Raw genomic sequence first — 23,834 nt, 5'->3', positions numbered from 1 at the left:
TGGGGGCTATTGGGGGGCAATTGCTAGCCTTTTGGACAAAGGGAGGGGGGATCGATGAAGTCCTTGCGGCTGGCGGTGAGCCTGCTGCTGTGCACGGGCTCCGTCCTGGTGCTCCTGATGAGCGTGCACGGATTGATCGTTTTTCCGCAGGCGCTCTTCGGGCGCCCCGGCGGCGGGGTCGGCCTGTCGCGCATGTCGCCGGGGGACGTGGCCGCGGTCGCCCTCCTGTACCCGCTGATGTCCGTGGCGGGGCTGGGCAACGCCGCGCTCCTCGGCTGGAGCGGGGTCCGCGGCGCGGCCGCCGCGGACGACCCCCGGCGCTGGCGGAGGCGGCAGGGGCCGGGACTGGTCGGCCTGCTGACCACCGGCCTGGCGTCGCTGGCCGCGGCCGTCGCGGCGCCGCCCCAGAGCGGCGTGATCGTCGGCCTCCCCGTGTCCGTGGAGCTCGTCTCCTACGGCTACCTGCTGTGCGCCAGCCTGCTGGGCCTGCTGACCATGGGCGTCCTGGTGCTGGACGGCCGCGGCCGGCCGGACCGGGGCGCGGCGGCCGCGACCGGCCGGACGGCCCCCGCGGCGGCGGTGTGGCGAAAGGGCCGCCGAAACCAGCGGGATCTGTCCGGAAAAATGTGAGCTGCGCCATAGCGGAGCGTTACTTTCCGGTGGAGCGATCCACCGAGGGAGTTGAGATCTCCTGGCAGGTAAGGTCAACCCCCAGGAGGTGGAAGCCGCTTTGGCAGAGACGAAGGACCGGATCTGGACGGTGCCGAACGCCCTGAGCCTCGCGAGGCTCCTGGGGGTGCCGCTCTTCTTCTGGCTGGTCCTCGCTGGCCACGACGGCTGGGCGATCGGCCTGCTGATGCTGGCGGGCCTGTCGGACTGGGCGGACGGCAAGCTCGCCCGGATGCTGGACCAGACCAGCCGGCTCGGCACGCTGCTCGACCCCGCGGCGGACCGCCTCTACATCCTGGCCACCCTGGTGGGGCTGACCGCCCGCGAGATCGTCCCCTGGTGGCTCACCGCCCTGCTCGTCGGCAGGGAGGTCTACATGGCGGGCCTGCTGGGCCTGCTGAAGCGATATGGCTGGAACGGCCTGCCCGTGCACTTCGTGGGCAAGGCCGCCACGATGAACCTCCTCTATGCCTTCCCGCTGCTGCTGTGGGGTTCCCACGACGGCGGCGTCGCCACCGCCGCCCGCGTCGTCGGGTGGGCGTTCGCCCTGTGGGGCGCGGCCCTGTACTGGTGGGCCGCGGTCCTCTACACCGTTCAGGCACGACAACTCATCCGAGCCCTGCCCCCCGGGGGCGCCGAGAACGAGGGAGTCGCATCCGCGCCATGAAGGCCGTCGTGATGGCAGGAGGCGAGGGGACGCGACTGCGTCCCATGACCGCCAACCAGCCCAAGCCTCTGCTGCCCGTCATCAACCGCCCGATCATGGAGCACGTGCTCCGCCTTTTGAAGAGGCACGGCTTCACCGAGACCGTCGTCACCGTCCAGTTCCTCGCCTCGCTGATCCGCAACTACTTCGGCGACGGCGAAGAGCTGGGCATGAGTCTGCAGTACGCCACCGAGGAGGTGCCCCTGGGCACCGCCGGAAGCGTCAAGAACGCCGAGGACGCCCTGCGCGACGACCGCTTCCTGGTCATCTCCGGCGACGCCCTGACCGACCTGGACCTGACCGACATGGTGCGCTTCCACAAGGAGAACGGCGCGCTGGTCACCATCGGGCTCAAGCGGGTGCCCAACCCGCTGGAGTTCGGCATCATCATCGTCGACGAGCAGGGCCGCATCCAGCGCTTCCTGGAGAAGCCCACCTGGGGCCAGGTGTTCTCCGACACCGTCAACACCGGCATCTACGTCATGGAGCCCGAGGTCCTGGAGCGCGTCGCCCCCGGCGAGAGCGTCGACTGGTCCTCCGACGTCTTCCCCGCCCTGCTGGCCGAGGGCGCCCCGCTGTACGGGTACGTCGCCGACTGCTACTGGGAGGACGTCGGCACCCACGAGAGCTACCTCAAGGCCCAGGCCGACATGCTCTCGGGCAGGGTCGACCTGGAGATCGACGGCTTCGAGCTGTCCCCGGGCGTGTGGGTCGCCGAGGGCGCCGAGGTCGACTCCTCCGCCGTCCTCAAGGGCCCCCTGTACGTCGGCGACTACGCCAAGGTCGAGGCGGGCGCGGAGCTGCGCGAGTACACCGTCCTGGGCAGCAACGTGGTCGTCAAGGAGGGCGCCTTCCTGCACCGCGCCGTGGTCCACGACAACGTCTACGTCGGCCCCTCCACGCACCTCCGCGGCTGCGTGGTGGGCAAGAACACCGACGTCATGGCCGGCGCCAGGATCGAGGAGAACGCGGTCGTCGGCGACGAGTGCGTCATCGAGGCCGAGGCCTACGTCTCCAACGGGGTGAAGGTCTACCCCTTCAAGACCATCGAGGCCGGGGCCGTGGTCAACACCTCGGTGATCTGGGAGTCGCGCGGCCAGCGCAACCTCTTCGGCCCCCGCGGCGTCTCCGGGCTGATCAACGTGGAGATCACCCCGGAGCTGGTGGTCCGGCTGACCAGCGCGTACGCCACCACGCTGAAGAAGGGCGCCACGGTCGTCACCGCCCGCGACGCCTCCCGCGCCGCGCGCACCCTCAAGCGCGCGGCCATCGCCGCCCTCACCGCCAGCGCCATCAACGTCGAGGACCTGGAGGCGTGCGCGCTGCCGCTCGCCAGGTTCGAGACCGCCCGCGAGGACTGCGCGGGCGGCATCGTGATCCGCACCACGCCCGGCGACCCGCAGGGCGTGGACATCCTCTTCCTCGACGACACCGGCGCCGACCTCTCCCAGGCGGCCCAGCGCAAGCTCGAGCGGGTCTTCGGCCGCCAGGAGTACCGCAGGGCCTTCCCGGGGGAGATCGCCGAGCTGAGCTACCCCCAGCGGACCGTGGAGTCCTACAGCCGCGACCTGCTGGCCCGGATGGACATGTCCGGCATCCGGGAGGCCGAGCTCAAGATCGTCGCGGACTGCGCCGGCGGCGTCACCTCCAACGTGCTGCCCTGGCTGCTGGGCCGGGTCGGGGTGGAGGTGCTCACCCGCAACAACCGGCTCGACGAGGTCAACCCCACCGAGACCCCGGCCGAGCGCTCCCGCGACCTGGCACTGCTGGGAGAGCTGGTCTCCTCCTCCAGGGCCGCGTTCGGCGTGCGGTTCGACCCGGTGGGGGAGCGGATCTCGCTGGTCGACGAGAACGGCGAGCGCATCTCCGACGACCGCGCGCTGCTGGTCCTGCTCGACCTGGTCGCCGCCGAGCTGCGCGGGGGCACGGTGGCGCTGCCGGTCACCACCACCCGGGTCGCCGAGGAGGTCTGCCGCGGGCACGGGGTGCGGGTGATGTGGACCTCCACGTCCCAGGACGTGCTGACCAGGGCGGCGGCCGACCCTGAAGTGGTCTTCGCCGGGGACGGGCGCGGCGGGTTCATCTTCCCCGAGTTCAGCCACACCGTGGACGGCGTCGCGGCGTTCGTCCGGCTGATCGGGCTGGTGGCGCGCACCCGCCTGACCCTCTCCCAGATCGAGGAGCGCATCCCGCAGGCCCATCTGCTCAAGCGGTCGGTGCCGACCCCGTGGGCGGCCAAGGGCAGCGTCATGCGGCACGTGGTGGAGGCGGCCGCCGACCGCACCGTCGACACCACCGACGGGGTGCGGGTGGTGGAGAAGGACGGGCGCTGGGCGCTGGTCCTGCCGGATCCGGCCGACGCGGTGACCCACCTGTGGGCCGAGGGGCCCGACCACGACGCCGCCGCGGCGCTCCTGGAGGAGTGGGCGGCGGTCGTGGAGGCGGCGGGGGCCTGAGGCGGTCCCCACCTCAGGGTGACATCGGGGTGTCCGAAATGCCCCGATGTCACCCCCGGTTCCGGCGATTCGGTCATGATGAATCGATCTTCCGCGCACGGGTGGTGCCGTCAGCGCGGTACGGTCTTCCTGACAGCCTTTCCGGCGGGCCCGTTCCGCGCGGCGGCATAGACCGCCGGACATACGGCCGGTAGCGTTGTCCAGACCGGAGTCAAGTAGAGCGGAGGCGTGTCCCGGGGGCGCGCCGATGGTAGGAGGCCGAGCCGATCGATGCCGAGCGTCTACTGCACGCAGTGCGGTCACGCCAATCCCGATGGCGCCCGCTTCTGCTCCAATTGCGGCACTCCGCTGGTCCGCAACGCCCAGCCGGTTCCGGAGACCCCCGGTGAGTCAACCTCGACCATCTCGATCAGCGGACTGACCGACGGGCTGGAGATCCCCGAGTCCTCCGAGGAGGCCTCCGACCAGCTGAGCGTGGAGACGCTGCCCCCGGGCACCGCCCTGCTGGTGGTGCGGCGCGGCCCCAACGCCGGCAGCCGGTTCCTGCTCGACAAGGACCGCACCTCGGCCGGGCGCCACCCCGAGAGCGACATCTTCCTCGACGACGTCACCGTCTCGCGGCGGCACGCCGAGTTCGCCCGGCACGGGACGGGCTTCACCGTCCGGGACGTGGGCAGCCTGAACGGCACCTACGTCAACCGGGAGCGGATCGACCACGCGGCGCTCAACGGCGGCGACGAGGTGCAGATCGGCAAGTTCCGCGTCGTGTTCCTCACCAACCCCCAGCACGGGTGAGCGCGCAAGCCGCCCGGGCGTACATGACCATCGGGGACGTCCTGGCCACCCTGCAGGGCGAGTTCCCCGACATCACCCACTCCAAGATCCGCTTCCTGGAGGCCGAAGGCCTCATCGAGCCCGAGCGCACCCCCTCGGGCTACCGGAAGTTCACCTCCGTGGACGTGGAGCGGCTGCGCTACATCCTGGCCGCCCAGCGCGACAGGTACCTGCCGCTGCGGGTGATCAAGGAGCAGCTCGACAGCCGGCCGCCGCGCACCCTGGTCGCCGCCGACGCCGGCTCCCCGCCCGCCGCCGAGGTGGCGCTGACCCGGCGCCAGCTGCTGGACGGCGCCGGGATCTCCGAGGACCGGCTGGAGGAGCTGGAGGCCTACGGGCTGGTGCGCCGCGCCGGCGCGCACTACGACTCCGACGCCCTGACCGTGGCCAGGACCGCGGTCCGGCTGGCCGGATACGGTTTCGAGGCGCGGCACCTGCGGGCGATCAAGGCGGCGGCCGAGCGGGAGCTGGCCCTGATCGAGCAGACCATCGCGCCCTTGCTCAAGCGCCGCGCGCCGGGGGCGCACGAGGCGGCGGGCAGGACCGCCCGCGAGCTGAGCGGGCTCACCCTGGCGCTGCACACCGCCCTGGTCTCGGCGGGTCTCAAGGACAGCTTGGGTGGTTAGCCGCCTCAAGGTGTAGTTTGGGTCTTGAGGACCGTCGCGAGGCGAGGAGCCGCTGTGAAGCAGATGGAGGTCGTCGGCGTCAGGGTCGAGATGCCCTCCAACCAGCCGATCGTCCTGCTGAAGGAACTCGAGGGCGATCGTTACCTGCCCATCTGGATCGGCGCGGTGGAGGCGACCGCCATCGCCTATGCCCAGCAGGGCATGCTGCCGGCCCGGCCGCTCACCCATGACCTGTTCAAGGAGGTCATCGAGGCGCTGGGGGCCTCCCTGCACACGGTGAACATCACCGCGCTGCGCGAGGGGATCTTCTTCGCCGACCTGGTGTTCTCCAACGGCGCCGAGGTCAGCGCACGGCCGTCGGACTCGATAGCGCTGGCGCTGCGCACCGGTTCGAGTATTTTCGTCAGCGAGGAGGTCCTGGACGAGGCCGGGGTGGCGATCCCGGACGAACAGGAAGACGAAGTGGAGAAATTCCGCGAGTTCCTCGACACGGTCTCTCCCGAGGACTTCGAACGGGACGCCTGACCTGCGGGTTCGGCCGATCCCACCGGGTCCCGTCCGTTTCCGCCCCCGCAGCGCGGGGGTAGGGGTGGAGGGGGAGCTGACAAGTGAGCCGTTTGCGCATGTGAAGCCGGATACATCCGCTCTGCGACGCGCCGACGGTGAACGTTGACCCTGCCCTGACCGGCACCTACCGTGCTGGTGGAGCACTCGTGGGGAAATTCCGGCAAACCCCCTTGCCGGAGACCTGGGAGCTGACAGAAGCCGGAGGTCCGCGTGGCGGTGAGCAGCGGCGAGGACAAGGTGGACCGTGAGCGCCGGCTCGCCTCTCGGCAGGCCGGCGAGCAAGGCCTGCTTTTCGACAACGCGGTGGCCATGCCGAACCCGAACGCCGGCTACCGCGGCCCCACGGCGTGCGCGGCGGCCGGGATCACCTACCGCCAGCTCGACTACTGGGCCCGCACCGGGCTGGTCGAGCCGAGCATCCGCCCGGCGCACGGCTCGGGCAGCCAGCGCCTGTACGGGTTCCGCGACATCCTGGTGCTGAAGGTCGTCAAGCGGCTGCTGGACGCCGGTGTCTCGCTCCAGCAGATCCGCACCGCGGTCACCCACCTGCGCGACAGGGGAGTGGAGCACCTGGCCACCATCACCCTGATGAGCGACGGCGTCAGCGTCTACGAGTGCACCAGCGCCGACGAGGTCGTCGACCTGCTCCAGGGCGGCCAGGGCGTCTTCGGCATAGCCCTGGGCCGGGTCTGGCAGGAGGTCGAGGGCAGTCTGGCGAACCTCCCCGCGGAGAACGCCGACCCCTACCTTGAGCCCAGGACGGGCCGGGACGAGCTGTCCGCCCGCCGCCGCGCCCGCAAGACCGGCTGAACGGCCCGGGGAGAGCCGCCCTCTCCGCGGACCGCACGGACCTTCTGAGCGTTCCGGGAGGGCCTCAGAGGGCGTCGCGCCGCTGGAGGTAGGTGAAGGCGGCCCAGCCCGGCAGCACCGGCAGCCAGAACGTCAGCAGCCGGAACAGCAGCACCGCGGAGGTCGCCGTCCCCGCCGGCAGCCCCGCCACCGTCAGGCCCAGCGTCAGCGTCGTCTCGACCGCGCCGAGGCCGCCCGGGGTGGGGGCGGCCGATCCCAGCGCGTTGCCGGTGAGGAAGACCACCGCGACGGCCGTCCAGCCCAGCGAGCCGCCGAACGCCCGGATGGAGAAGTCCAGGCACAAGACGAACGACACCGTCAGCAGCAGGGTGCCGCCGAGGCCGGTGGCGACCTTGCGGGGGTCCTGGACCACGTCCAGCAGCCGGGGGACCACTCCGGCGAACAGCTGCCGCACCCGGCCGACCACCAGCCGCCGCAGGGGCCCGATCGCCGCCGCGACCACCGCCACGGTCGCGACCGCCAGCAGCCCCAGCACCACGGTGCGGGACGGGGTGAAGTCGGTGCCCACCCCGCCCGAGCCGGTGAGGAAGCCCAGGACGAGCAGCAGCAGGATGTGCACGCCCAGGCCGACCAGCTGGGAGGCGCCCACGCTGGCCACGGCGGGCCCGGGGCGCACGCCCATCCGCTGCAGGTACCGGGTGTTGATGGCCACGCCGGTGACCGCCGCGGGCGCGACGAGCTTGACGAACGAGGCGGCGAGCTGGGCCAGGATGGTGCGGCCCAGCGGGATGTGCTCGGGCACGAACCCGATGACCATCATCGCCGCCGCCACGAAGGACAGGGCGGCCGCCACCGCCGCCAGCCCCGCCCAGCGCCAGTCGGACTGCGTCACCAGCTCGCCCAGGTCCACGTTGCTCAGCTGGGAGAGCAGGAAGTAGACGCCCACCGTCCCGGCGACGATGCTGATGATGGTGCGCGGCCGGAAGCGCTCGAGCCGGACCGGCGCGACCTCGGTCTCCGGGGTGAACTTGAGGATCTCCTCGCGCAGGGCGCTCAGCAGGTGCTTGTCGCGGCGCAGCGCGGTGCGGGTGTCGCGGGAGAGGGCGACCTTCTGCAGCAGCGGGACGACCGCGCCCAGCGCGCCGGGCCCGATGACCGCGGCGGCCTCCTTCACCGCGCGCGCCGCGCCGCCCCGCAGCGCCAGCGTGGTGAGCAGCTGGGCGTGGTCCAGGCGCAGCAGCAGGTCGCCCGCGGCGGTCTCGCCCCGCCCGAACCCCACCAGCCAGGGCTCGCCCTCACAGATCACGATCGCGGTGTCGTCGAGGCTGCGGTGGGCGATCCGGTGGTGGTGCAGCACCTCCAGCTGCCGCCACAGGTCCATGGCGAGCCCGTCGGTGAGCTCCTCGTCGGGCAGGTCGGCCAGCGGCACTCCCGCCAGGTGCTCGTAGGCCAGCAGCGCGGCCTCGGTGCCGACCTCGGAGGTGGCCAGCAGCCGCGGGGTGCGGGCACCCGCGGTGGACGCGGCGTAGGAGGCCAGCGACTCCTGTTCCAGGGAGCGGCGCAGCGAGCGCACGGCGCGGCGCGGCTGGTTGGCCCGCAGCCGCAGCCCGCGCCAGATCCGGTAGAACAGGCCGGCCGCCTGCTGGTCGCGGTCCAGGAGGGTGACGTCCAGCCGCCGCTCGGGCAGCTCCACCAGGTAGCTGCGGTGGTCCAGGGTGCCGTCGTCGGTGCGCACGATGCGGGTCGGCCGCATCCCGAACCGGCGCAGCACGCCGGCCACCGCGCTGCCCGGGGGCCGCGGGTTGGGGGTGCCCAGGCCGTAGAGCGTCAGATAGCCCACGAGGCGGCCGATGAGGTAGGTGGCGACCAGGCCCAGGGCGGTGGAGCGGCCCGCCACCAGGGAGGCCAGGGCGGCCAGGGCGATGGTGCCCCACATGACCGCCTGCCAGCGGGGCCGCCCCCCCAGGCGCACCGCGGTGATGTAGGCGATCACGGGGGTGAGGTCGGACTGCAGCGAGACGGTGTCGGAGCCCGCGGGCCCCAGCACGCCGGTGAGCTCGCTGGGCCCGTTGGCGGCGACCCAGGCCTCCACCGCGTAGTCCACGCCCAGGCCGGCGATCGCGGCGAACAGCCCGAACATCACCCGCATGCCGTCCCGGCGCGCGATGCGGTCCAGGGCGAACACCACCGGCACGGCCAGCACGCCGAAGCTGGAGGTGAGCCCGGCCAGGCTCAGCAGGAAGTGCGGCGCCTGCTCGGTGCCGCGGCTGATGTCGGTCTCCAGGCCGGTGGTCGTCTGGGTGGCCAGGGAGGTCAGCAGCAGGAGCAGTCCCAGCCCGGCCAGGCACGCCAGCGCCCGTACCAGGGTGGCGGGGTTGCGGATCCGGTTCGGGAGGGAGGGCTCCTCCACCACCACCGCCCCGGACGAGGACGGCATCGGCTCCAGGGCAGCGCCGCCCTGAGTGCTCGTCACGCTTACACCGTCCTCCCGGTTCCGGTCGTCCCCAAAGATTAGCCCCACCATGACACCGTGTGATCAAGCATCCGGCGGTTGTTCCGTGCGTGGCGGAACAACCCGATCTTTCCCTGTCGGGCCCGTCCGCGGGAGGCCGATGGCCCACCGGATAGACTGATCGTGCTGTCGACCCCGTGCGGGAGAGACTCCGCGCAAGCCGGCGTGGAGCGCCGAAGGAGCAACCTCCCCGGAACCTCTCAGGCAAAAGGACCGTGTGGGCGAGGCGCCTCTGGAAAGCGGGCCACAGGGCCCCACCGAAGGTGCAAGCCCACCGGGTGAAGCTCTCAGGTCCCCATGACAGAGGGGGAGGAACGAACGACCGCAGCGAAGCGAGGATCGTTCGTTCCTCTGCGGGGGTCCGGGGGTCGCCCCCGGTGGAACGGGGTCTCACGACCCCTCCTCAACCCTTTCGTGTTCCAGGAGGCTCGTCCATGACCGCGCAGTTCGACTTCTCCGACCGGCATATCGGGCCGTCCGCCGACGACCAGGCCAGGATGCTCGCCGCCGTCGGCTTCGCCGATCTCGACGCACTGAGCGAGGCCGCGGTGCCCGCCGCGATCCGCACCGGCCGCCCGCTGGACCTGCCGCCCGCGCTGAGCGAGACCGCCGCGCTGGCGCGGCTGCGCGAGCTGGCCTCCCGCAACACCGTGCTCACCTCGCTGATCGGCCTGGGCTACCACGGCACGATCACCCCGGGCGTGATCCTGCGCAACGTGCTGGAGAACCCGGGCTGGTACACCGCCTACACGCCCTACCAGCCGGAGATCTCCCAGGGCCGGCTCGAGGCGCTGCTGAACTTCCAGACGGTGGTCTCGGACCTGACCGGGATCCCCGTGGCCAACGCCTCCATGCTGGACGAGGGCACGGCGGCCGCCGAGGCGATGGCGCTGGCGCTGCGGGCCACCCGCCGCAAGGAGCCCGGCGTGTTCGTGGTGGACGCCGACGCGCTGCCCCAGACGGTCGAGGTCGTGCGGGCGCGGGCGCTGCCGCTGGGCATCCCGGTGGTCGTGGCCGACCTGGACGCGGGCCTCCCCGAGGGAGACGTCTTCGGCGTGCTGGCCCAGTACCCCGGCGCGTCCGGCAGGGTCCGCGACCTGCGTCCGGTGGCCGAGGCGGCGCACGCCCGCGACGCGCAGTTCGTCGTGGCCGCCGACCTGCTGGCGCTGACCCTGCTGACCCCGCCCGGCGAGATCGGGGCCGACATCGTGGTGGGCTCGGCCCAGCGGTTCGGCGTGCCCTACGGCTTCGGCGGCCCGCACGCCGGCTACATGGCCGTCCGGGAGGGCCTGGAGCGCCAGCTCCCCGGCCGCCTGGTGGGGGTGTCGGTCGACGCCGACGGGAACCAGGCGTACCGGCTGGCGCTGCAGACCCGCGAACAGCACATCCGGCGGGAGAAGGCGACCTCCAACATCTGCACGGCGCAGGTGCTGCTGGCCGTCATGGCCTCGATGTACGCCGTCTACCACGGCCCCGAGGGGCTGACGGAGATCGCGCGCCGCGCGCACCGGATGGCCGCGACGTTCGCCGCCTCCATCGAGGCCCAGGAGGTCGAGGGCTTCGAGGTCGTGCACGAGCACTACTTCGACACCCTCACCATCCGCGTCCCCGGCCACGCCCCCGCCGCGGTGGAGGCCGCGCGGCGCGCCGGTTTCAACATCCGCCTCGTGGACGACCGGACGATCGCGGTGGCGTTCGACGAGACCACCACCGAGGAGCACCTGCAGACGCTGCTGGAGGCGATCGAGCAGCGCGGGTTCCGCCGCGCGGTCGCGCTGGCCGAGCCGGTGGAGGAGCTGCCGGAGGAGCTGCGCCGCACCAGCACCTTCCTGTCCCACCCGGTCTTCCACGCCCACCGGTCCGAGACGGCGATGCTGCGCTACCTGCGCCGCCTCCAGGACAAGGACATCGCCCTGGACCGGTCGATGATCCCGCTGGGCTCGTGCACGATGAAGCTCAACGCCACCACCGAGATGGAGCCGATCACCTGGCCGGAGTTCGCGAACATCCACCCGTTCGCGCCGGTCGAGCAGGCCGCCGGGTACGTCGAGCTGATCGGCGAGCTGGAGGCCTGGCTGGCGGAGATCACCGGTTACGCCAGGGTGTCGGTGCAGCCGAACGCCGGGTCGCAGGGCGAGCTGGCGGGGCTGCTGGCGGTGCGCGCCTACCATGCCTCCCGCGGCGAGGAGCACCGCGACGTCTGCCTCATCCCGTCGTCGGCGCACGGCACCAACGCCGCCAGCGCCGTCATGGCCGGGATGCGGGTGGTCGTCGTCAAGTGCGACGACGCCGGGAACATCGACATGGCCGACCTGCGCGCCAAGATCGACAAGAACGCCGCCGACCTGTCGGTGATCATGGTGACCTACCCCTCGACGCACGGCGTGTACGAGGAGTCGATCACCGAGGTCTGCGCCGCGGTGCACGCCGCGGGCGGCCAGGTGTACGTGGACGGCGCCAACCTCAACGCGCTGGTCGGCCTGGCCCGGCCCGGCGAGTTCGGCGCCGACGTCTCCCACCTCAACCTGCACAAGACGTTCTGCATCCCGCACGGCGGCGGCGGTCCGGGCGTCGGCCCGGTCGCGGTCGGCGCGCACCTGGCGCCGTTCCTGCCCAACCACCCGCTGCGACCCGAGGCCGGCCCCGACACCGGCGTCGGCCCGATCTCGGCGGCCCCGTGGGGCTCGGCGGGCATCCTGCCCATCCCGTGGACCTACATCGCGCTCATGGGCCACGACGGGCTGCTGCGCGCCACCCAGGTGGCGGTCCTGGCCGCCAACTACGTGGCGCGCCGGCTCGCCCCGCACTACCCGGTGCTCTACACCGGCCGCAACGGCCTCGTGGCGCACGAGTGCATCGCCGACCTGAGGAAGATCACCAAGGAGACCGGGGTCACCGCCGAGGACGTCGCCAAGCGCCTCATCGACTACGGCTTCCACGCCCCGACCCTGTCCTTCCCGGTGGCCGGCACGCTGATGATCGAGCCGACCGAGAGCGAGGACCTGGCCGAGCTCGACCGCTTCTGCGACGCCATGATCGCGATCCGCGCGGAGATCGGCCGTGTCGCCTCCGGCGAGTGGGACGCCCAGGACAACCCCCTGCGCAACGCCCCGCACACCGCCGAGACGCTGACGGCCGACGACTGGAAGCACGGCTACACCCGCCAGGAGGCCGCCTACCCCGTGGCCTCCCTGCGGGAGAACAAGTACTGGCCGCCGGTCCGCCGCATCGACCAGGCCTTCGGCGACCGCAACCTCGTCTGCTCCTGCCCGCCGCCGGAGGCCTTCGAGGACTGATCGGTCCGAGCTTGAGGCTATTGATCAGGAAAGGGCCGTGTCGTCTCTCCGACGGCGCGGTCCTTTTCAGTAGGGTCGCGTGAGCACTTCTCGAAGGAGGCAGCTCCGCCATGACCCTGGCTCAGGCCCGCCTGCTGGCGGAGACCGGTGATCTGTCCGCCGCCGCGGAACTCTTCGCCGCGGCGCTGGACGAACCCGATCCGTCCGGACGCGCGCAGGCCGCGCTGGGACTGGCGGTGGTGCTGGAGGAGCTCGGTGAGCACGCCGCGGCCCGCGACGCGGACTGGACGGCCATCGAGACCGGCGACCCCGAGTACGGCCCGCGCGCCGCCTACCACCTGGCGGTCTCCTGCGAGCGGGCCGGGGACCGCCCGGCCGCCGAGCAGGCCTGGCGCCTGGTGGTCTCCTCGGCGCACCCGGCCTACCTGCCCGCCGCCTGCCTGGCGCTGGCCCAGCTCGCCGACGACGACGGCGACACCGAGACCGCGGCGGGCTGGTGGCAGAAGGTCATCGCCACCGGCGACGAGCAGCACGCCCCCGTCGCCGCCCACGACCTGGCCCAGCGGCTGCTGGAGCAGGGCCAGACGGCCCGCGCCCAGCAGATCCTCGCCGCCGCCCTGCGCGCCGCGCCCCCCGAGGGCTACGCCTACGCCCGGCTGGCGGTGGCGATGGGCCTGACCCACCTGGAGCAGGCGATCGGCGCGTTCCGCGCCGCGGTGGACGCCACGGACGCCCCGGACGTCGCCCCGCTCGCCGTCGAGCTGCTCGCCCGCACCCTCCCCCTGCGCGGCCGCGACGAGGAGGCGGCGCACATCTGGCAGCGGGGCCTGGCCGATCCGCTGCTGGCCGAACAGGTCGCCGCCCGCCTGAACCGCGCGCAGTCCACGGGTTAATTACTGCGCTTTGTCTATTTTCTAGCCTTCTGTAGAGGAAGGCTGTAATTAGTGTGACTATGGGCATTATTATTCTTTCATGAGTGTTCAGATTCATCCCGCGCCGGAGGCCGTCGAGCCCACCCCGCTGGAAATGCGCCGGGCGATGGGAAGCTTCGCCAGCGGCGTCACCGTCGTCACCGGGCTGCACGAGGGCGAGCCGGCGGGCTTCGCCTGCCAGTCCTTCGCCTCCGTCTCCCTCGAGCCCCCGCTGGTGCTCTTCTGCGCCGACCACAAGGGACGCGCCTGGCCGCGGATCCGGGCGGCCGGCCGCTTCACGGTGAACGTGCTCGGCGAGGAGCAGCAGGACCTCTGCGCCCGTTTCGGCTCCAGCAGGGGAGCCAAGTACGAGGGCCTGGACTGGGAGGCGTCCCGCTGGGGCACCCCCTCCCTGCCCGGTGTCCTCATGCGCGTCCACGCCGAGGTGCACCAGGTGACCGCGGCCGGTGACCACGACGTGGTGATCGGCAGGGTGCTGGAGCTGGAGACGCCCGGCGACGGCCGACCGATGATCTTCTTCCGCGGCGGGTTCGGCGTCCAGGACGAGCAGGACTGGCGCATCCCCGATGTGTGGGGATGGGGTGATGACCGGGTCTGAGCCCGCTCCTCCATCCGACCGCCGTCCCGATCCGCCCGCCCGGCCCCTCGAGGGCCGGGCCCCCTCGGGAACCGGCTGAGAAGGCCGCGCCGGACACGCCCTGACACTCATGACGAAGCCCCCGGTCCGCTCACCGTGAGCGGACCGGGGGCTTCGCCGCGCGGGGTCACCCGTCGTCGCGGAGGAAGCCGATCACCACGCGGTTGAACTCCCGGGCCCGCTCCACCTGCGCCCAGTGGCCGCAGCGCGACATGACGTGCAGGCTGACGTTGGGCATGAGGGAGAACGCGAACAGCCCGCCGTCGTAGGGGTTCACCAGATCCTCGCGCCCCCACAGCAGGAGGGTCTCGTGCTCGATCGCGGCGGCCTCCCGCCACAGCTGCATCCTGCGGGAGCCCTCGGGGGTCAGGAAGCTGGTGCGGAACCGCTCGAACGCCTCGGCCGCCCCGGGCCGCTGCGAGCGCTCGAACCGGTCGTCGATCATCTCTTCGGTCACGAAGGAGGCGTCGTGGACCATCCCGCGCATGAAGACCGCGAGCTTCTCCCGGCTGGGAGCGGCGTTGAAGTCGTACAGGCGAGTGTGCCCCAGGGTCGGCTCGGGCGTGAACAGCCGGGCGGTCATGCCCCCGGGGCCCATCAGCGCCAGGCGGTCCACCCGGCCGGGGTGGTCGAGCGCCATGCGGGTGCCGACACCGCCGCCCAGCGAGTTGCCCACGATATGAGCCTTCTCGATGCCCAGCTCGTCCATCAGCCCGACGACCGTGGCGGCGCTGTGGCTGAAGAAGTCGCCCTCGTACGCGGCCGTCTCGCTGGCGCCGAAACCGGGCTGGTCGACGATGAGGGTGCGGAAGGACCCGGCGAAGACCGGGAGGTTGTCCGCGAAGTTGGCCCACCCCGAGACGCCGGGGCCCGCGCCGTGCAGAAGGATCGCGACCGGCCCCTCGCCGGCCTCGTTGTAGTGGATCCGCTGCCCGCCGACCGTCGCGGTCCGGGAGGTCTCCTGGTATCCGTAGCCCGCTGAGGGCATGTCCTCTCCTCTCACTGGTGGCCTGCGGCCGCTGTCATGAGCTCCATGTCGGTGGCGCCCCGGCCGAACTCCCCGACGACCCTGCCCTCGCGCATCATGAGGATGCGGTCGCACAGGCCGGTCAGCTCCGGCAGTTCGGAGGAGACCAGCAGGATCGCCGTCCCCTCCTCGGCCAGCCTCTCGATCAGGGCGTAGATCTCGCGTTTGGCGCCCACGTCGATGCCCCGGGTGGGCTCGTCCAGCAGCAGGACCGCCGGGCGGTGCCACAACCAGCGACCCAGCACGATCTTCTGCTGGTTGCCGCCCGACAGGGTGCGCACCGGGATCTCGTCGTCCGCGGCCTTGAGCTTCATCTGGTCGTACAGCACCGAGAGCACTTCGGCCTGCACGGCTCTGCTGGTCGGCGCCCACAGCGGGCGCGCCCCGTCCAGCACCATGGTGGCGTTGGCGCGCACCGACTGCTCCATGGCCACGCCCCGGGCCCGCCGGTCCTCGGGGACCAGGCCCATGCCCGCGGCGATGGCGCGGCGCGGGTCCCCGGGGCGGACGGACGCGCCGTTCACCTCGACCTCTCCGGCGCGCCCGATCGTGCCGTAGAGGGCCTCGAGCACCTCCGACCGGCCGCTGCCGACCAGGCCGCCGATACCGACGACCTCCCCGGCGCGCAGGTCCAGGTCGAAGGCGTCCGGCAGCGGACGCGGACGCAGGCCGCGGGCCCGCAGGACCGTCGGGCCGAGGGAGGCGGGGGAGCGCCGGTAGCGGTCGGCCACCGAGCGGCCTACCATCATCGCGATCAGCTCGGCCTCGCTGGTCTCGGCCGTGGCGACCGTGCCGACCAGCCGCCCGTCGCGCAGCACCGTCACCGAGTCGCAGATCTCCATGATCTCGTTGAGCCGGTGGCTGATGAACACCTGGGCGGCGCCGCCCTCTCTGAGCTCACGCATGATCGTGAAGAGCCGCTCGACGTAGTCCTCGGTCAGCGAGGCCGTGGTCTCGTCGAACCCGATGACACCGCAGTCCCACGCCAGGACCCGGGCGACCTCGACCATGTGCTTGTCGTCCTGGGACAGGTCGCGTCCTCGCGGACCTTCCGCCAGCGCACCAGGCCCCGCCGGCCGAGCCGGCCCAGCGCGAGGTTCTCCGCCACCGTCAGGTCGTCGCACAGGTGCGGGTCCTGCATGACGACGCCGACACCGGCCTTCAGTCGGGAGGCCGGGTCGAGCGCGGGCAGGGGCGTCCCGCCGGCCCGGACCTCGCCGAGGTCCGGGGCGACCTCGCCGGAGAGGACCTTCATCGCGGTGCTCTTGCCCGAGCCGTTCTCGCCGATGAGGCCCCGGACCTCCCCGGGCGCGACATCGAGCGCGAAGCCGTCGAGGGCCACGGTGCCGCCGTACTGCTTGCGGACTCCGGAGATGGCGAGCCGGCCGGCCGTCATGTCCTGCTCCTGGCCCGGAGCCGGTCGATGCCGACGGCGACGATGAGCACCGCGCCGGTGACGACCCCCTGCCAGAACGTCTGGACCTGCAGGAGGTTCAGCGCGTTGTCGAGCAGCGAGACGAACACCACGCCGATCAGGGTGCCCAGGAAGGTGCTGTTGCCGCCCATGAACGAGGAGCCGCCGAGCAGGACCGCCGCGATGACCGACAGCTCCATGCCGATGCCGATGCTGGGGGAGGCCGCCTGGATGCGCCCGGCCATCACCACCGCCGCGACGCCGATGAACAGCCCGTTGAGGGCGAACGCCAGGATCTGCACCCGCTCCACCGGGACGCCCGCCAGGCGCGCGGCGCCGGCGTTGCCGCCGACCGCCAGCAGGTTGCGCCCGAAGGTGGTGAACCTCATCAGCAGGACGGACGCCGCCAGCAGGATCGCGGCCAGCACGACCGGGACGGAGACCGGGCCGACGGACCCGTCGCCGAGCCAGAGCACGAAGTCGAAGCCCGCCCGGTCGTAGAGCTGCACCGAGGTGCCGTCCGTGCCCAGCTGCGCCACGGACCGGAAGATCGACATCGTGCCCAGGGTGACGACCATGAAGAACAGCTGGAACCTGGCGATCAGGAGGCCGTTGACCAGGCCGGCGAGCAGGGCGGACGCCGCCAGGGTGGCCAGGACCGCCACCGGCACCGGAAGCCCGGCGTTCATGAACCCGAGCATGAGGACGGTGTCGAGCGCCAGCAGGGAGCCCAGCGACAGGTCGATCATCCCGGTGGTGATGACGAAGGTGGTGCCCAGGGCCAGCAGCAGCGGCACCACCGCGCCGCGCAGCACGTTGTTGAGGTTGGCGTAGTTCAGGAAGTACTCGTTGCCGATCGACATCCCGACGAACATCACCACGACCAGGACGCCGATGCCGGTCCACGGCGGCGCGCTCTGGAGCAGGGTCCGCAGCCGGGAGGCCGGGTCCGGCCCGGCCGGGGGGACCTGGGGGTTCCCCGCCGGGCTCGAGATCGCCAGTTTCATCGCGCTCCCCTACTCCTGGTACTCGCCGCAGCGGGCGTCGGAGGCGGTCATCCCGGCGTCGTCCTTGGTGTACTTCTGGTAGGGCACCGTGAGGTACTCCGCCTTCTCGCCGCGCTGTATCGCCTCGACCTGCCGGGACGCCTTGAACGCGACGGAGAAGAGGTCGGCGCCGAACGCCGCGGCGATGTCGCCGCCCTTGACGGCGTTGAGCGTCGCCTCGTCGTTGTCGAGCGAGGTGATGACCAGGTCCTTGCCCTGGCTCTTGCCGGCGAGTGCGGCGCCGCGCGCCATCGCGCCGTTCTGGGAGAAGACGGCCTGGGTCTCGGGGTGCTGGGTGAGGAAGTCCTCCATCTTCTGCTGGGCCTCCTCGGTGGTGATGTTCTCCAGGTGGATCTCGCCCACCACCTTCAGGCCGGCCTGCTCGGCGGCCTTCTTGAAGTTGGCCGAGCGGGTGTCGGACATCGCCTGGCCGGGCTGCGGGCCGAGGACGACGATGTTCTTCGCGTCCGCGTACTCCCCGGTCAGGTGGTCCACGATCATCTGCGGCACGCCCAGGTCGTCGGGCGCCACGTGGGCGGAGGCGTCGGTGAGGAACTTGCCGCTGTTGTCAGGAGAGAGGGGGTCGACGACCGAGATGCCGGCCTTGTCGGCCCGGTCGTAGGCGGGCTTGAGGGCGCCGGGGTCGACCGGGATGACGAAGACCCCGTCGACCTGGTTCGCGCGGGCGATCATGCTGTCCATGTCGTTGAGCTGGGTGTTGACGTCGCCGTCGGCGTGGGTGACCAGCGGCTTGCCCAGGCCGTTGCGCTCGGCGTAGCAGGACAGGCCGGCGATGAAGTCGTCGACGGGGCCGCTGGGGCCGTAGCCGTTGGACAGCGCCATGCGGACGGCGCCCTCGTCGGAGCCGCCGCAGGCGGACAGTGACAGACCGAAGGCCAGGGCGGCGACGCCGCCGAGCACGGCCCGGAAGGGGCGGCGGTCGCGGAATGCGGACATGCGTACTCCAGGTGGGACTGCGGGGTGGGAAGGAGCGGCCGCCCCCAGGCCGGCTCTGTGGTGCGGAAGGCGCGTTGAAGAGCACGGCCGGCCTCGCCGGCCGTGTCACTGGTGTTCGTGCGGGGTGGCGGTCGTCCGCCGGGCGTCAGAGCAGCGAGCCGGGCGCGGGCTCGAAACCCATCAAGGACAGCGCGGCGACCTGGTAGGAGGGACCGGGCATGTTGACCGCGTGGTTGAGCCCGGCGTGGGCGTCGCGCCACAGCCGCTGCAGCGGCTTGTCGGCGCGGATGGCGTTGCCGCCGGTGCGGGAGAAGAGGGAGTCGACGGCCTCGACGGCCCGCCAGCTGCTGCGGATCTGGTCGCGGCGGGCCTCGGCCCGCAGCGCCAGCGAGGGCACCTGGCCTTTGGCCAGCACGTCGTAGATCCGGTTGACGTTGTCCAGGACCTGCACCCGGCTGGCGCGGATCTCCGAGGCCGCCTCGGCGATGGACGGCAGGGTGTAGGGGTCCTGGGTGATCCTGGTGCCGAACACGTTGGCGCGTTCGCGCTGGTAGTCCAGCGTCGCGGCGAGCGCGCCCTCGCAGATGCCGATGACGGTGGCGGTGACCGCGTTGCCGAAGAGGGAGAACCACGGCATGGCGTAGAGCGGGTTGTCGCCCCTGCCGACCGCCGCGGCGGCGGTGCCGTCCACCACGGTGGAGTACTGCAGCACCCGGTACTCCGGCACGAAGGCGTCCTCGACGACGATGTCGTTGGAGCCGGTGCCCTTCAGGCCGACGACGTCCCAGGAGTCCTCGACGATCTGGAAGTCGCCGCGCGGGATCAGGAAGTGGTGGTCGCCGGGGACCGGCTCGCCCTTGTCGTCCAGGATCAGGCCGCCCAGGTGCACCCAGCCCGCGTGGTCGCTGCCCGAGGAGAAGGTCCAGCGGCCGTTGAAGACGTAGCCGCCGTCGACCTTCCTGGCGCGGCCGAGCGCCACGTAGGGGGAGGCGATCCAGGTGTCCCGGTCCTCGCCCCAGACCTCTTCCTGGACGCGCGGGTCCATGACCCCGACCTCCCAGGGGTGCAGGCCGACGACGCCGCCGACCCAGCCCGCCGAGGAGCAGCCCATGGCTCCGGCGGCCATGACGGCCTCGATGTAGTCGGCCGGGTGCGCCTCTTCGCCGCCCCACTCCCTGGGCTGCAGCATCCGGGTCATGCCGGTGCCCTTGAGCAGGCGCACCGACTCCTCGGGCAGGCGGCCCAGCCGCTCGGCCTCCTCGGCCAGGGCGGTCACCTCGGGAGAGATCTTCTCGATGCGCTCGATCACCGGGTGGGACATCGTGGACTCCTTGTCTGTGCTGGGGGGCCGGCCGGACGGCCGGCGGGGGAGAGGGGCGGGGCGGGCCGGCCCCTCACTGCTCGGGGACGCCGAGGACCTGGTGGCCCCACATGTCGGGGAAGGGGATGTCGACCGAGGTCCAGGTGTCCGGGTCGATCTCGACGGCTCCGGCGCCCACCTCGATCGGGAAGCCGGCGGGGGAGTCGACGTAGAAGGAGAACATCCGGTCGTTGGCGTGCTCGCCGAGGGTCTCGAAGAACTCGCACCCCGCCGCGGCGGCCCGGGCGTGCGCCATGCCGACGTCGGTGATCGTCTTCATCTCGACCATGAGGTGGACCAGGCCGCCCTTGACGAACCAGGCGCTTCTGTCGACGCCGATGAGGGCGAGGCTGTGGTGGCGCTCGTTGGTGTGCAGGAAGTGGCCCGGGGTGCCGCCCATGTCCGCGAAGTCGGTCAGGCCGAAGCCCAGGCGGCGGCGGTAGAAGGCGTTGGTCTCGGCGAAGGGGTGGGCGGCGAGCACGACGTGGCCCAGGCCCGCCGAGCCGGTGCGAAAGCCCGAGACCCCGGCGGGGGAGACGAACGGGGCCGGCTCGACCTGCATGCCCCAGTAGAACTCCAGCACGTAGCCGGCCGGGTCGGTGACGCGGACGAGGTCGGCCACGCCGCGCCGTGCGGCCAGGCCCTCGACGCGCTCGTAGGCCACGCCGGCGGCGTCGAACTCGGCGAGCAGGTCCTCCAGGACCAGGTCGTTGCGCAGCTCCCAGCCGATCGCCGCGACCTCGTCGGCCTCACCGCCCTCGATGACCAGCCGCTGGCAGCGCTCGTCGGCGCGCAGCCACAGGGTGCCCTCGTCGTCGTGGCGGCCCGGCATCAGGCCCAGGATCCGGGTGCCGAAGTCGCGCCAGGCCGCCGGGTCGGTGGACTGGATCACGAGGTAGCCCAGCGAGTGGATTTTCACGGCGGTTCTCCTCCAGGTCTTCGGGGGTGGAACGGGGTGCTCTGCCCGGATGTGTTCCGCCCGGGTGCGCATCCGGGACGGGTCCGTCCGCGGGGCCTCTGTGGCGGAGGCCACAGTTCGGGATGAGGCATGACACTAGGTCTCGAGCACCAAATACGTCAATAACTTCTAGAAGATTCGATTTTTTGTTTTTACTGCTCAGACGGTCGGTGGAGTGGAGCGTTCCAGAGCAGAGCGGCCACCCGGTCGGCATCCCTCGGGAGCCGACCGGGAGGCGGCCGGAAACCGGCTCAGGCCGCGGATCCGGCCCGCAGAAGCAGCTGCTCCACCTGGGCGACGGCCGCTTCGAGGTCGGCGCCGCGGACCTGCTCGGCCAGCTCGGAGGCGCCCGCGTACTCCAGCATGTGCGGCAGCCGGTGCCGCAGCCGCTCGACCGTCCACCGGTGCGGGTCGCCCTCGGCGAAGTCGTCGAAGCGCACCAGGACGTTGGCCTGCTCGTCGTTGCGGATGTAGTGGTAGTGCGGTTCGTTGTCGAAGCAGTCGAACCGCAGGTGCTCCAGCCCGGTCGCGGTCTCCACCACGTGCACCGAGGCGCCGCCGTCGTGGATGCCGGTGTCGTAGGTGGCGTCCGGCCTGCCGCGCTCGACCGCGTTCTGGTTGATCGCCTCGTCGGTCAGCACCCGCGCCTCGACCACGAAGGTGATCGGTCCCGCAGGGACCTCGACGCACGCCTCGGGGTCCATGGGGATGGGCATGACGTCGTAGCTGCGGCCGAGGACGTAGGCCTCGATGCCACTGGGTTGCATGGTCGCTCCGTTCCGTGGGGGTGGGTCATATCTGGTGGGTCGGCGCCTCGCCGGCCTCCCACCGGCTGAGGCCGTCGCCGAAGAGCTCGAGCACCCGCTCGACGCCGGCGCTCGGGACGCTGGAGCAGTGGGCGGAGATCCGCACGCCCGGCGCGTCCCACAGGGGGTCGCCGGGCGGCAGCGGCTCGCGGGCGGCGACGTCGAGGGCGGCCCGCAGGCTCCCGCGCGCGAGCGCGTCGAGCAGCGCGGGCTCGTCCACCGCCGAGCCCCGCCCCACGTTGAGCAGCAGCGCCCCGCGCGGCAGCGCGGCCAGGGCCTCGCGGCCGAGGATGCCGATGGTCTCCGGGGTCTCGGGGAGGGCCGCCACGACGATCTCGCAGCGCGCCAGCATGGTGTTCAGTTCCGGGAGGGGATGGACCCGGCGCACGCCTTCGGGCGGCGGCCCGCCCCGTCTGCGGCAGACGTGGACCTCCATCCCGAACGCCGCCGCCAGCCGGGCGACGCGCCGGTTGATGGCGCCGAACCCGACGAGGCCCAGGGGGACCCCGCTCAGCCCGGCGCCGTAGACCGGCCGCCAGGCCCGTTCGGCGGCCAGGGCCGCCAGTTCGGGCAGCCGTTTGCGGTCCTCCAGGATGCGGGCCAGGACGAACTCGGCTATCTCGGGCGCGGCGGTGCCCGCGGCGTTGCTGACCACGACCCCGGCGGCCCGCAGGGCGGCGAGCGGCAGCCGCTCCACGCCCGTGGCCGCGCTCTGGACCCAGCGCAGCCGGGGTGCCAGCTTCAGGACCGGTTCGGGCAGGTCGAGGCAGAGGACGGCCTCGGCCCGCCCGAGCGCCGCGACGACCTCCGCTGTGAGCCCGGACGGCGCGGACCCGGCGGCCAGCGCGGCTTCGGCGTCGTAGGGGGCGCGGTGGAACTCCACGCCCGGATGCCGGGCGCGCAGCCTCTCCAGGGCCGGGCCCTCCGCCCCGTCGGCGTGCAGCCTTCCCGGGTACAGCAGCGCGGCACCGGTGATCGCAGCGTTCATCGCCCCTCCCCGGAGGGGTCGAGGAGGTGCGGTCCGAGGTCGGCCACGGAGGCGCACCCCAGCAGCGTCATCGTGCGCCGCAGCTCCCCGGCCAGCAGCTCCAGGACCCGGTCGACTCCGGGTTCCCCGGCCGCGGCCAGGCCGTAGAGGTGGGCGCGGCCGGCCAGGACCGCGCGGGCGCCCAGGGCGAGCGCCTTGGCGATGTCCGACCCGCGTCTGACGCCGCCGTCCAGCAGCACCTCGGCCCGGTCGCCGACCGCCTCGACGACGGCGGGCAGCGCCTCCAGCGAGGCGGGCAGCCCGTCGAGCTGCCGTCCGCCGTGGTTGGAGACGACGACGGCGTCCGCGCCCGCGTCGACCGCGCGCCGGGCGTCGGCCGGGGTCATCAGCCCCTTGACCACCAGCGGGCCGTTCCAGCGCTCCCGGATCCAGCCCAGGTCCGCCCAGGTCGGCGGCTCGGCGAAGATCGAGGCGATGTCGCCCGCCGCCCCGGCGTTGCCCATCTCGATGGAGTGCCGGTCGCGGGCCAGCCGCCACAGCCAGCCCGGCCGCCGCGCCACGACCGGCGCCAGGCGCGCGAGGTTGGCCGGGCTCAGGTCCATGGGCAGGGAGACGCCGTGGGCGCCGTCGCGCTCGCGGTGCCCCGACACCGGGGTGTCCACCGTGACCACCAGCGCCTCGTATCCGGCTCCGGCCGCACGGTCGATCAGGGACTCGGCCCCGTCCCGGCCGCCGAGGAAGTACAGCTGGAACCACTTGCCCCCGTCGCCGCCCCGCGCGCCGACCTCCTCCAGGCTCGCGCTGGAGCAGGTGCTGATCGCGGCGGGGACCCCGGCGCGGGCCGCGGCCCTGGCCACGGCGGGCTCGGCCGCCGGGTGGAACGCTCCAGCCAGCCCGCACGGCGCGGTGACCAGGGGGAAGGCCACCCTGCGGCCGAGCAGGGTGGTGCCGGTGTCCGGGGCGCCGGCCGCGGTGGCGGCACGGTGGTACCAGCGGACGTCGGCGAAGGCCGCCAGGTTGCGGCGGGCCGTCACCTCGGCCTCGGCGGCCCCGTCGGCCACGTCGAAGACCGGCAGCGGCACGCGCCGGCGGGCCCGCCGCCGCGCGTCCTCGATCGAGACCAGCCGCGCGGCGGACGACGTCTCGCGTCTGCTCATGGCCATGGCGACCTCTTCTCAGAACTCGGAAGCCGTGCTCAACCTCCGGATCGCGGAGGAAGAAGGGCTTCATTCA

Annotated in this window: 21 protein-coding genes and 2 riboswitches; of the genes, 10 read left to right on the top strand and 11 right to left on the bottom strand. The window is 72.4% G+C overall.

Annotated features, from left to right (window positions below; all coding sequences use genetic code 11):
* Positions 1-54: 54 nt before the first annotated feature.
* From ABD140_RS28380 to ABD140_RS28350, 7 genes are all read left to right on the top strand, one after another.
* Complete coding sequence (locus ABD140_RS28380; protein ID WP_344244083.1) at positions 55-630, top strand: hypothetical protein; 576 nt, start codon at positions 55-57, stop codon at positions 628-630.
* Positions 631-730: 100 nt separating this feature from the next.
* Positions 731-1,336, top strand: coding sequence for a cardiolipin synthase ClsA (clsA, locus tag ABD140_RS28375; RefSeq protein ID WP_344244082.1), 606 nt, complete (start codon positions 731-733; stop codon positions 1,334-1,336).
* Entirely contained in the window at positions 1,333-3,831 is a 2,499-nt protein-coding gene (locus ABD140_RS28370; RefSeq protein ID WP_344244081.1) for a sugar phosphate nucleotidyltransferase, read from the top strand. Before clsA ends, ABD140_RS28370 begins: the two co-directional genes overlap by 4 nt.
* Before the next feature lie 270 nt (positions 3,832-4,101).
* On the top strand, positions 4,102-4,626 hold the full coding sequence (locus ABD140_RS28365) for an FHA domain-containing protein (RefSeq protein ID WP_344244080.1): 525 nt from the start codon (positions 4,102-4,104) through the stop codon (positions 4,624-4,626).
* Positions 4,623-5,291, top strand: coding sequence for a transcriptional regulator FtsR (gene ftsR / locus ABD140_RS28360; RefSeq protein ID WP_344244079.1), 669 nt, complete (start codon positions 4,623-4,625; stop codon positions 5,289-5,291). The genes ABD140_RS28365 and ftsR overlap by 4 nt, the downstream gene beginning before the upstream one ends.
* 54 nt (positions 5,292-5,345) lie before the next feature.
* The gene (locus tag ABD140_RS28355; RefSeq protein ID WP_344244078.1) at positions 5,346-5,816 is read left to right on the top strand and encodes a bifunctional nuclease family protein; all 471 of its coding nucleotides are present in this window, start codon (positions 5,346-5,348) and stop codon (positions 5,814-5,816) included.
* Positions 5,817-6,068: 252 nt separating this feature from the next.
* Entirely contained in the window at positions 6,069-6,668 is a 600-nt protein-coding gene (locus tag ABD140_RS28350) for a MerR family transcriptional regulator (protein WP_344244077.1), read from the top strand.
* Between the two features lie 64 nt (positions 6,669-6,732).
* On the opposite strand, the gene ABD140_RS28345 is transcribed toward ABD140_RS28350, so the two are convergent.
* On the bottom strand, positions 6,733-9,141 hold the full coding sequence (locus ABD140_RS28345; protein ID WP_344244076.1) for a flippase-like domain-containing protein: 2,409 nt from the start codon (positions 9,139-9,141) through the stop codon (positions 6,733-6,735).
* 169 nt (positions 9,142-9,310) lie between these two features.
* A riboswitch (glycine riboswitch) is annotated at positions 9,311-9,406 on the top strand.
* A riboswitch (glycine riboswitch) is annotated at positions 9,407-9,494 on the top strand.
* 120 nt (positions 9,495-9,614) lie between these two features.
* On the opposite strand from ABD140_RS28345, the gene gcvP reads away from it, so the two are divergent.
* The 3 genes from gcvP to ABD140_RS28330 all read left to right on the top strand — a co-directional run bounded on the left by gcvP (position 9,615) and on the right by ABD140_RS28330 (position 14,006).
* A complete protein-coding gene (gcvP, locus tag ABD140_RS28340) occupies positions 9,615-12,476 on the top strand; it encodes an aminomethyl-transferring glycine dehydrogenase (protein ID WP_344244075.1) in 2,862 nt (953 codons plus the stop codon).
* Positions 12,477-12,586: 110 nt separating this feature from the next.
* On the top strand, positions 12,587-13,369 hold the full coding sequence (locus tag ABD140_RS28335) for a tetratricopeptide repeat protein (RefSeq protein ID WP_344244074.1): 783 nt from the start codon (positions 12,587-12,589) through the stop codon (positions 13,367-13,369).
* Positions 13,370-13,448: 79 nt separating this feature from the next.
* Positions 13,449-14,006 carry a flavin reductase family protein gene (locus ABD140_RS28330; protein WP_344244073.1) on the top strand — a complete coding sequence of 186 codons (558 nt, stop codon included), beginning with the start codon at positions 13,449-13,451 and terminating at the stop codon, positions 14,004-14,006.
* Positions 14,007-14,172: 166 nt separating this feature from the next.
* Here the strand turns inward: ABD140_RS28330 and ABD140_RS28325 are convergent, their stop codons facing one another.
* The 10 genes from ABD140_RS28325 to ABD140_RS28280 all read right to left on the bottom strand — a co-directional run bounded on the left by ABD140_RS28325 (position 14,173) and on the right by ABD140_RS28280 (position 23,764).
* Entirely contained in the window at positions 14,173-15,033 is an 861-nt protein-coding gene (locus tag ABD140_RS28325) for an alpha/beta fold hydrolase (protein ID WP_344244072.1), read from the bottom strand.
* Positions 15,034-15,044: 11 nt separating this feature from the next.
* Positions 15,045-16,082 (bottom strand): sugar ABC transporter ATP-binding protein, encoded by a 1,038-nt coding sequence (locus ABD140_RS28320; protein ID WP_344244071.1) that lies wholly within the window; start codon positions 16,080-16,082, stop codon positions 15,045-15,047.
* On the bottom strand, positions 16,010-16,468 hold the full coding sequence (locus tag ABD140_RS28315; RefSeq protein WP_344244070.1) for an ATP-binding cassette domain-containing protein: 459 nt from the start codon (positions 16,466-16,468) through the stop codon (positions 16,010-16,012). The genes ABD140_RS28320 and ABD140_RS28315 overlap by 73 nt, the downstream gene beginning before the upstream one ends.
* Complete coding sequence (locus ABD140_RS28310; RefSeq protein ID WP_344244068.1) at positions 16,465-17,493, bottom strand: ABC transporter permease; 1,029 nt, start codon at positions 17,491-17,493, stop codon at positions 16,465-16,467. The genes ABD140_RS28315 and ABD140_RS28310 overlap by 4 nt, the downstream gene beginning before the upstream one ends.
* Positions 17,494-17,502: 9 nt before the next feature.
* Positions 17,503-18,489 (bottom strand): sugar ABC transporter substrate-binding protein, encoded by a 987-nt coding sequence (locus tag ABD140_RS28305; protein WP_344244067.1) that lies wholly within the window; start codon positions 18,487-18,489, stop codon positions 17,503-17,505.
* Between the two features lie 145 nt (positions 18,490-18,634).
* On the bottom strand, positions 18,635-19,810 hold the full coding sequence (locus tag ABD140_RS28300; protein ID WP_344244066.1) for an acyl-CoA dehydrogenase family protein: 1,176 nt from the start codon (positions 19,808-19,810) through the stop codon (positions 18,635-18,637).
* A gap of 73 nt (positions 19,811-19,883) precedes the next feature.
* The gene (locus ABD140_RS28295) at positions 19,884-20,768 is read right to left on the bottom strand and encodes a VOC family protein (RefSeq protein ID WP_344244065.1); all 885 of its coding nucleotides are present in this window, start codon (positions 20,766-20,768) and stop codon (positions 19,884-19,886) included.
* Positions 20,769-21,058: 290 nt separating this feature from the next.
* Positions 21,059-21,574, bottom strand: a complete 516-nt coding sequence (locus ABD140_RS28290; RefSeq protein ID WP_344244064.1) for a DUF7700 domain-containing protein — start codon at positions 21,572-21,574, stop codon at positions 21,059-21,061.
* A 25-nt stretch (positions 21,575-21,599) separates the two neighbouring features.
* A complete protein-coding gene (locus ABD140_RS28285; RefSeq protein ID WP_344244063.1) occupies positions 21,600-22,601 on the bottom strand; it encodes a D-2-hydroxyacid dehydrogenase in 1,002 nt (333 codons plus the stop codon).
* A complete protein-coding gene (locus tag ABD140_RS28280; RefSeq protein WP_344244062.1) occupies positions 22,598-23,764 on the bottom strand; it encodes an alpha-hydroxy acid oxidase in 1,167 nt (388 codons plus the stop codon). The genes ABD140_RS28285 and ABD140_RS28280 overlap by 4 nt, the downstream gene beginning before the upstream one ends.
* Between the last annotated feature and the right edge of the window lie 70 nt (positions 23,765-23,834).

Origin of the sequence: Actinocorallia libanotica (assembly GCF_039525175.1) — a bacterium.
Lineage (GTDB): Bacteria > Actinomycetota > Actinomycetes > Streptosporangiales > Streptosporangiaceae > Actinocorallia > Actinocorallia libanotica.
This window is presented reverse-complemented; position numbering and strand designations above follow the sequence as displayed.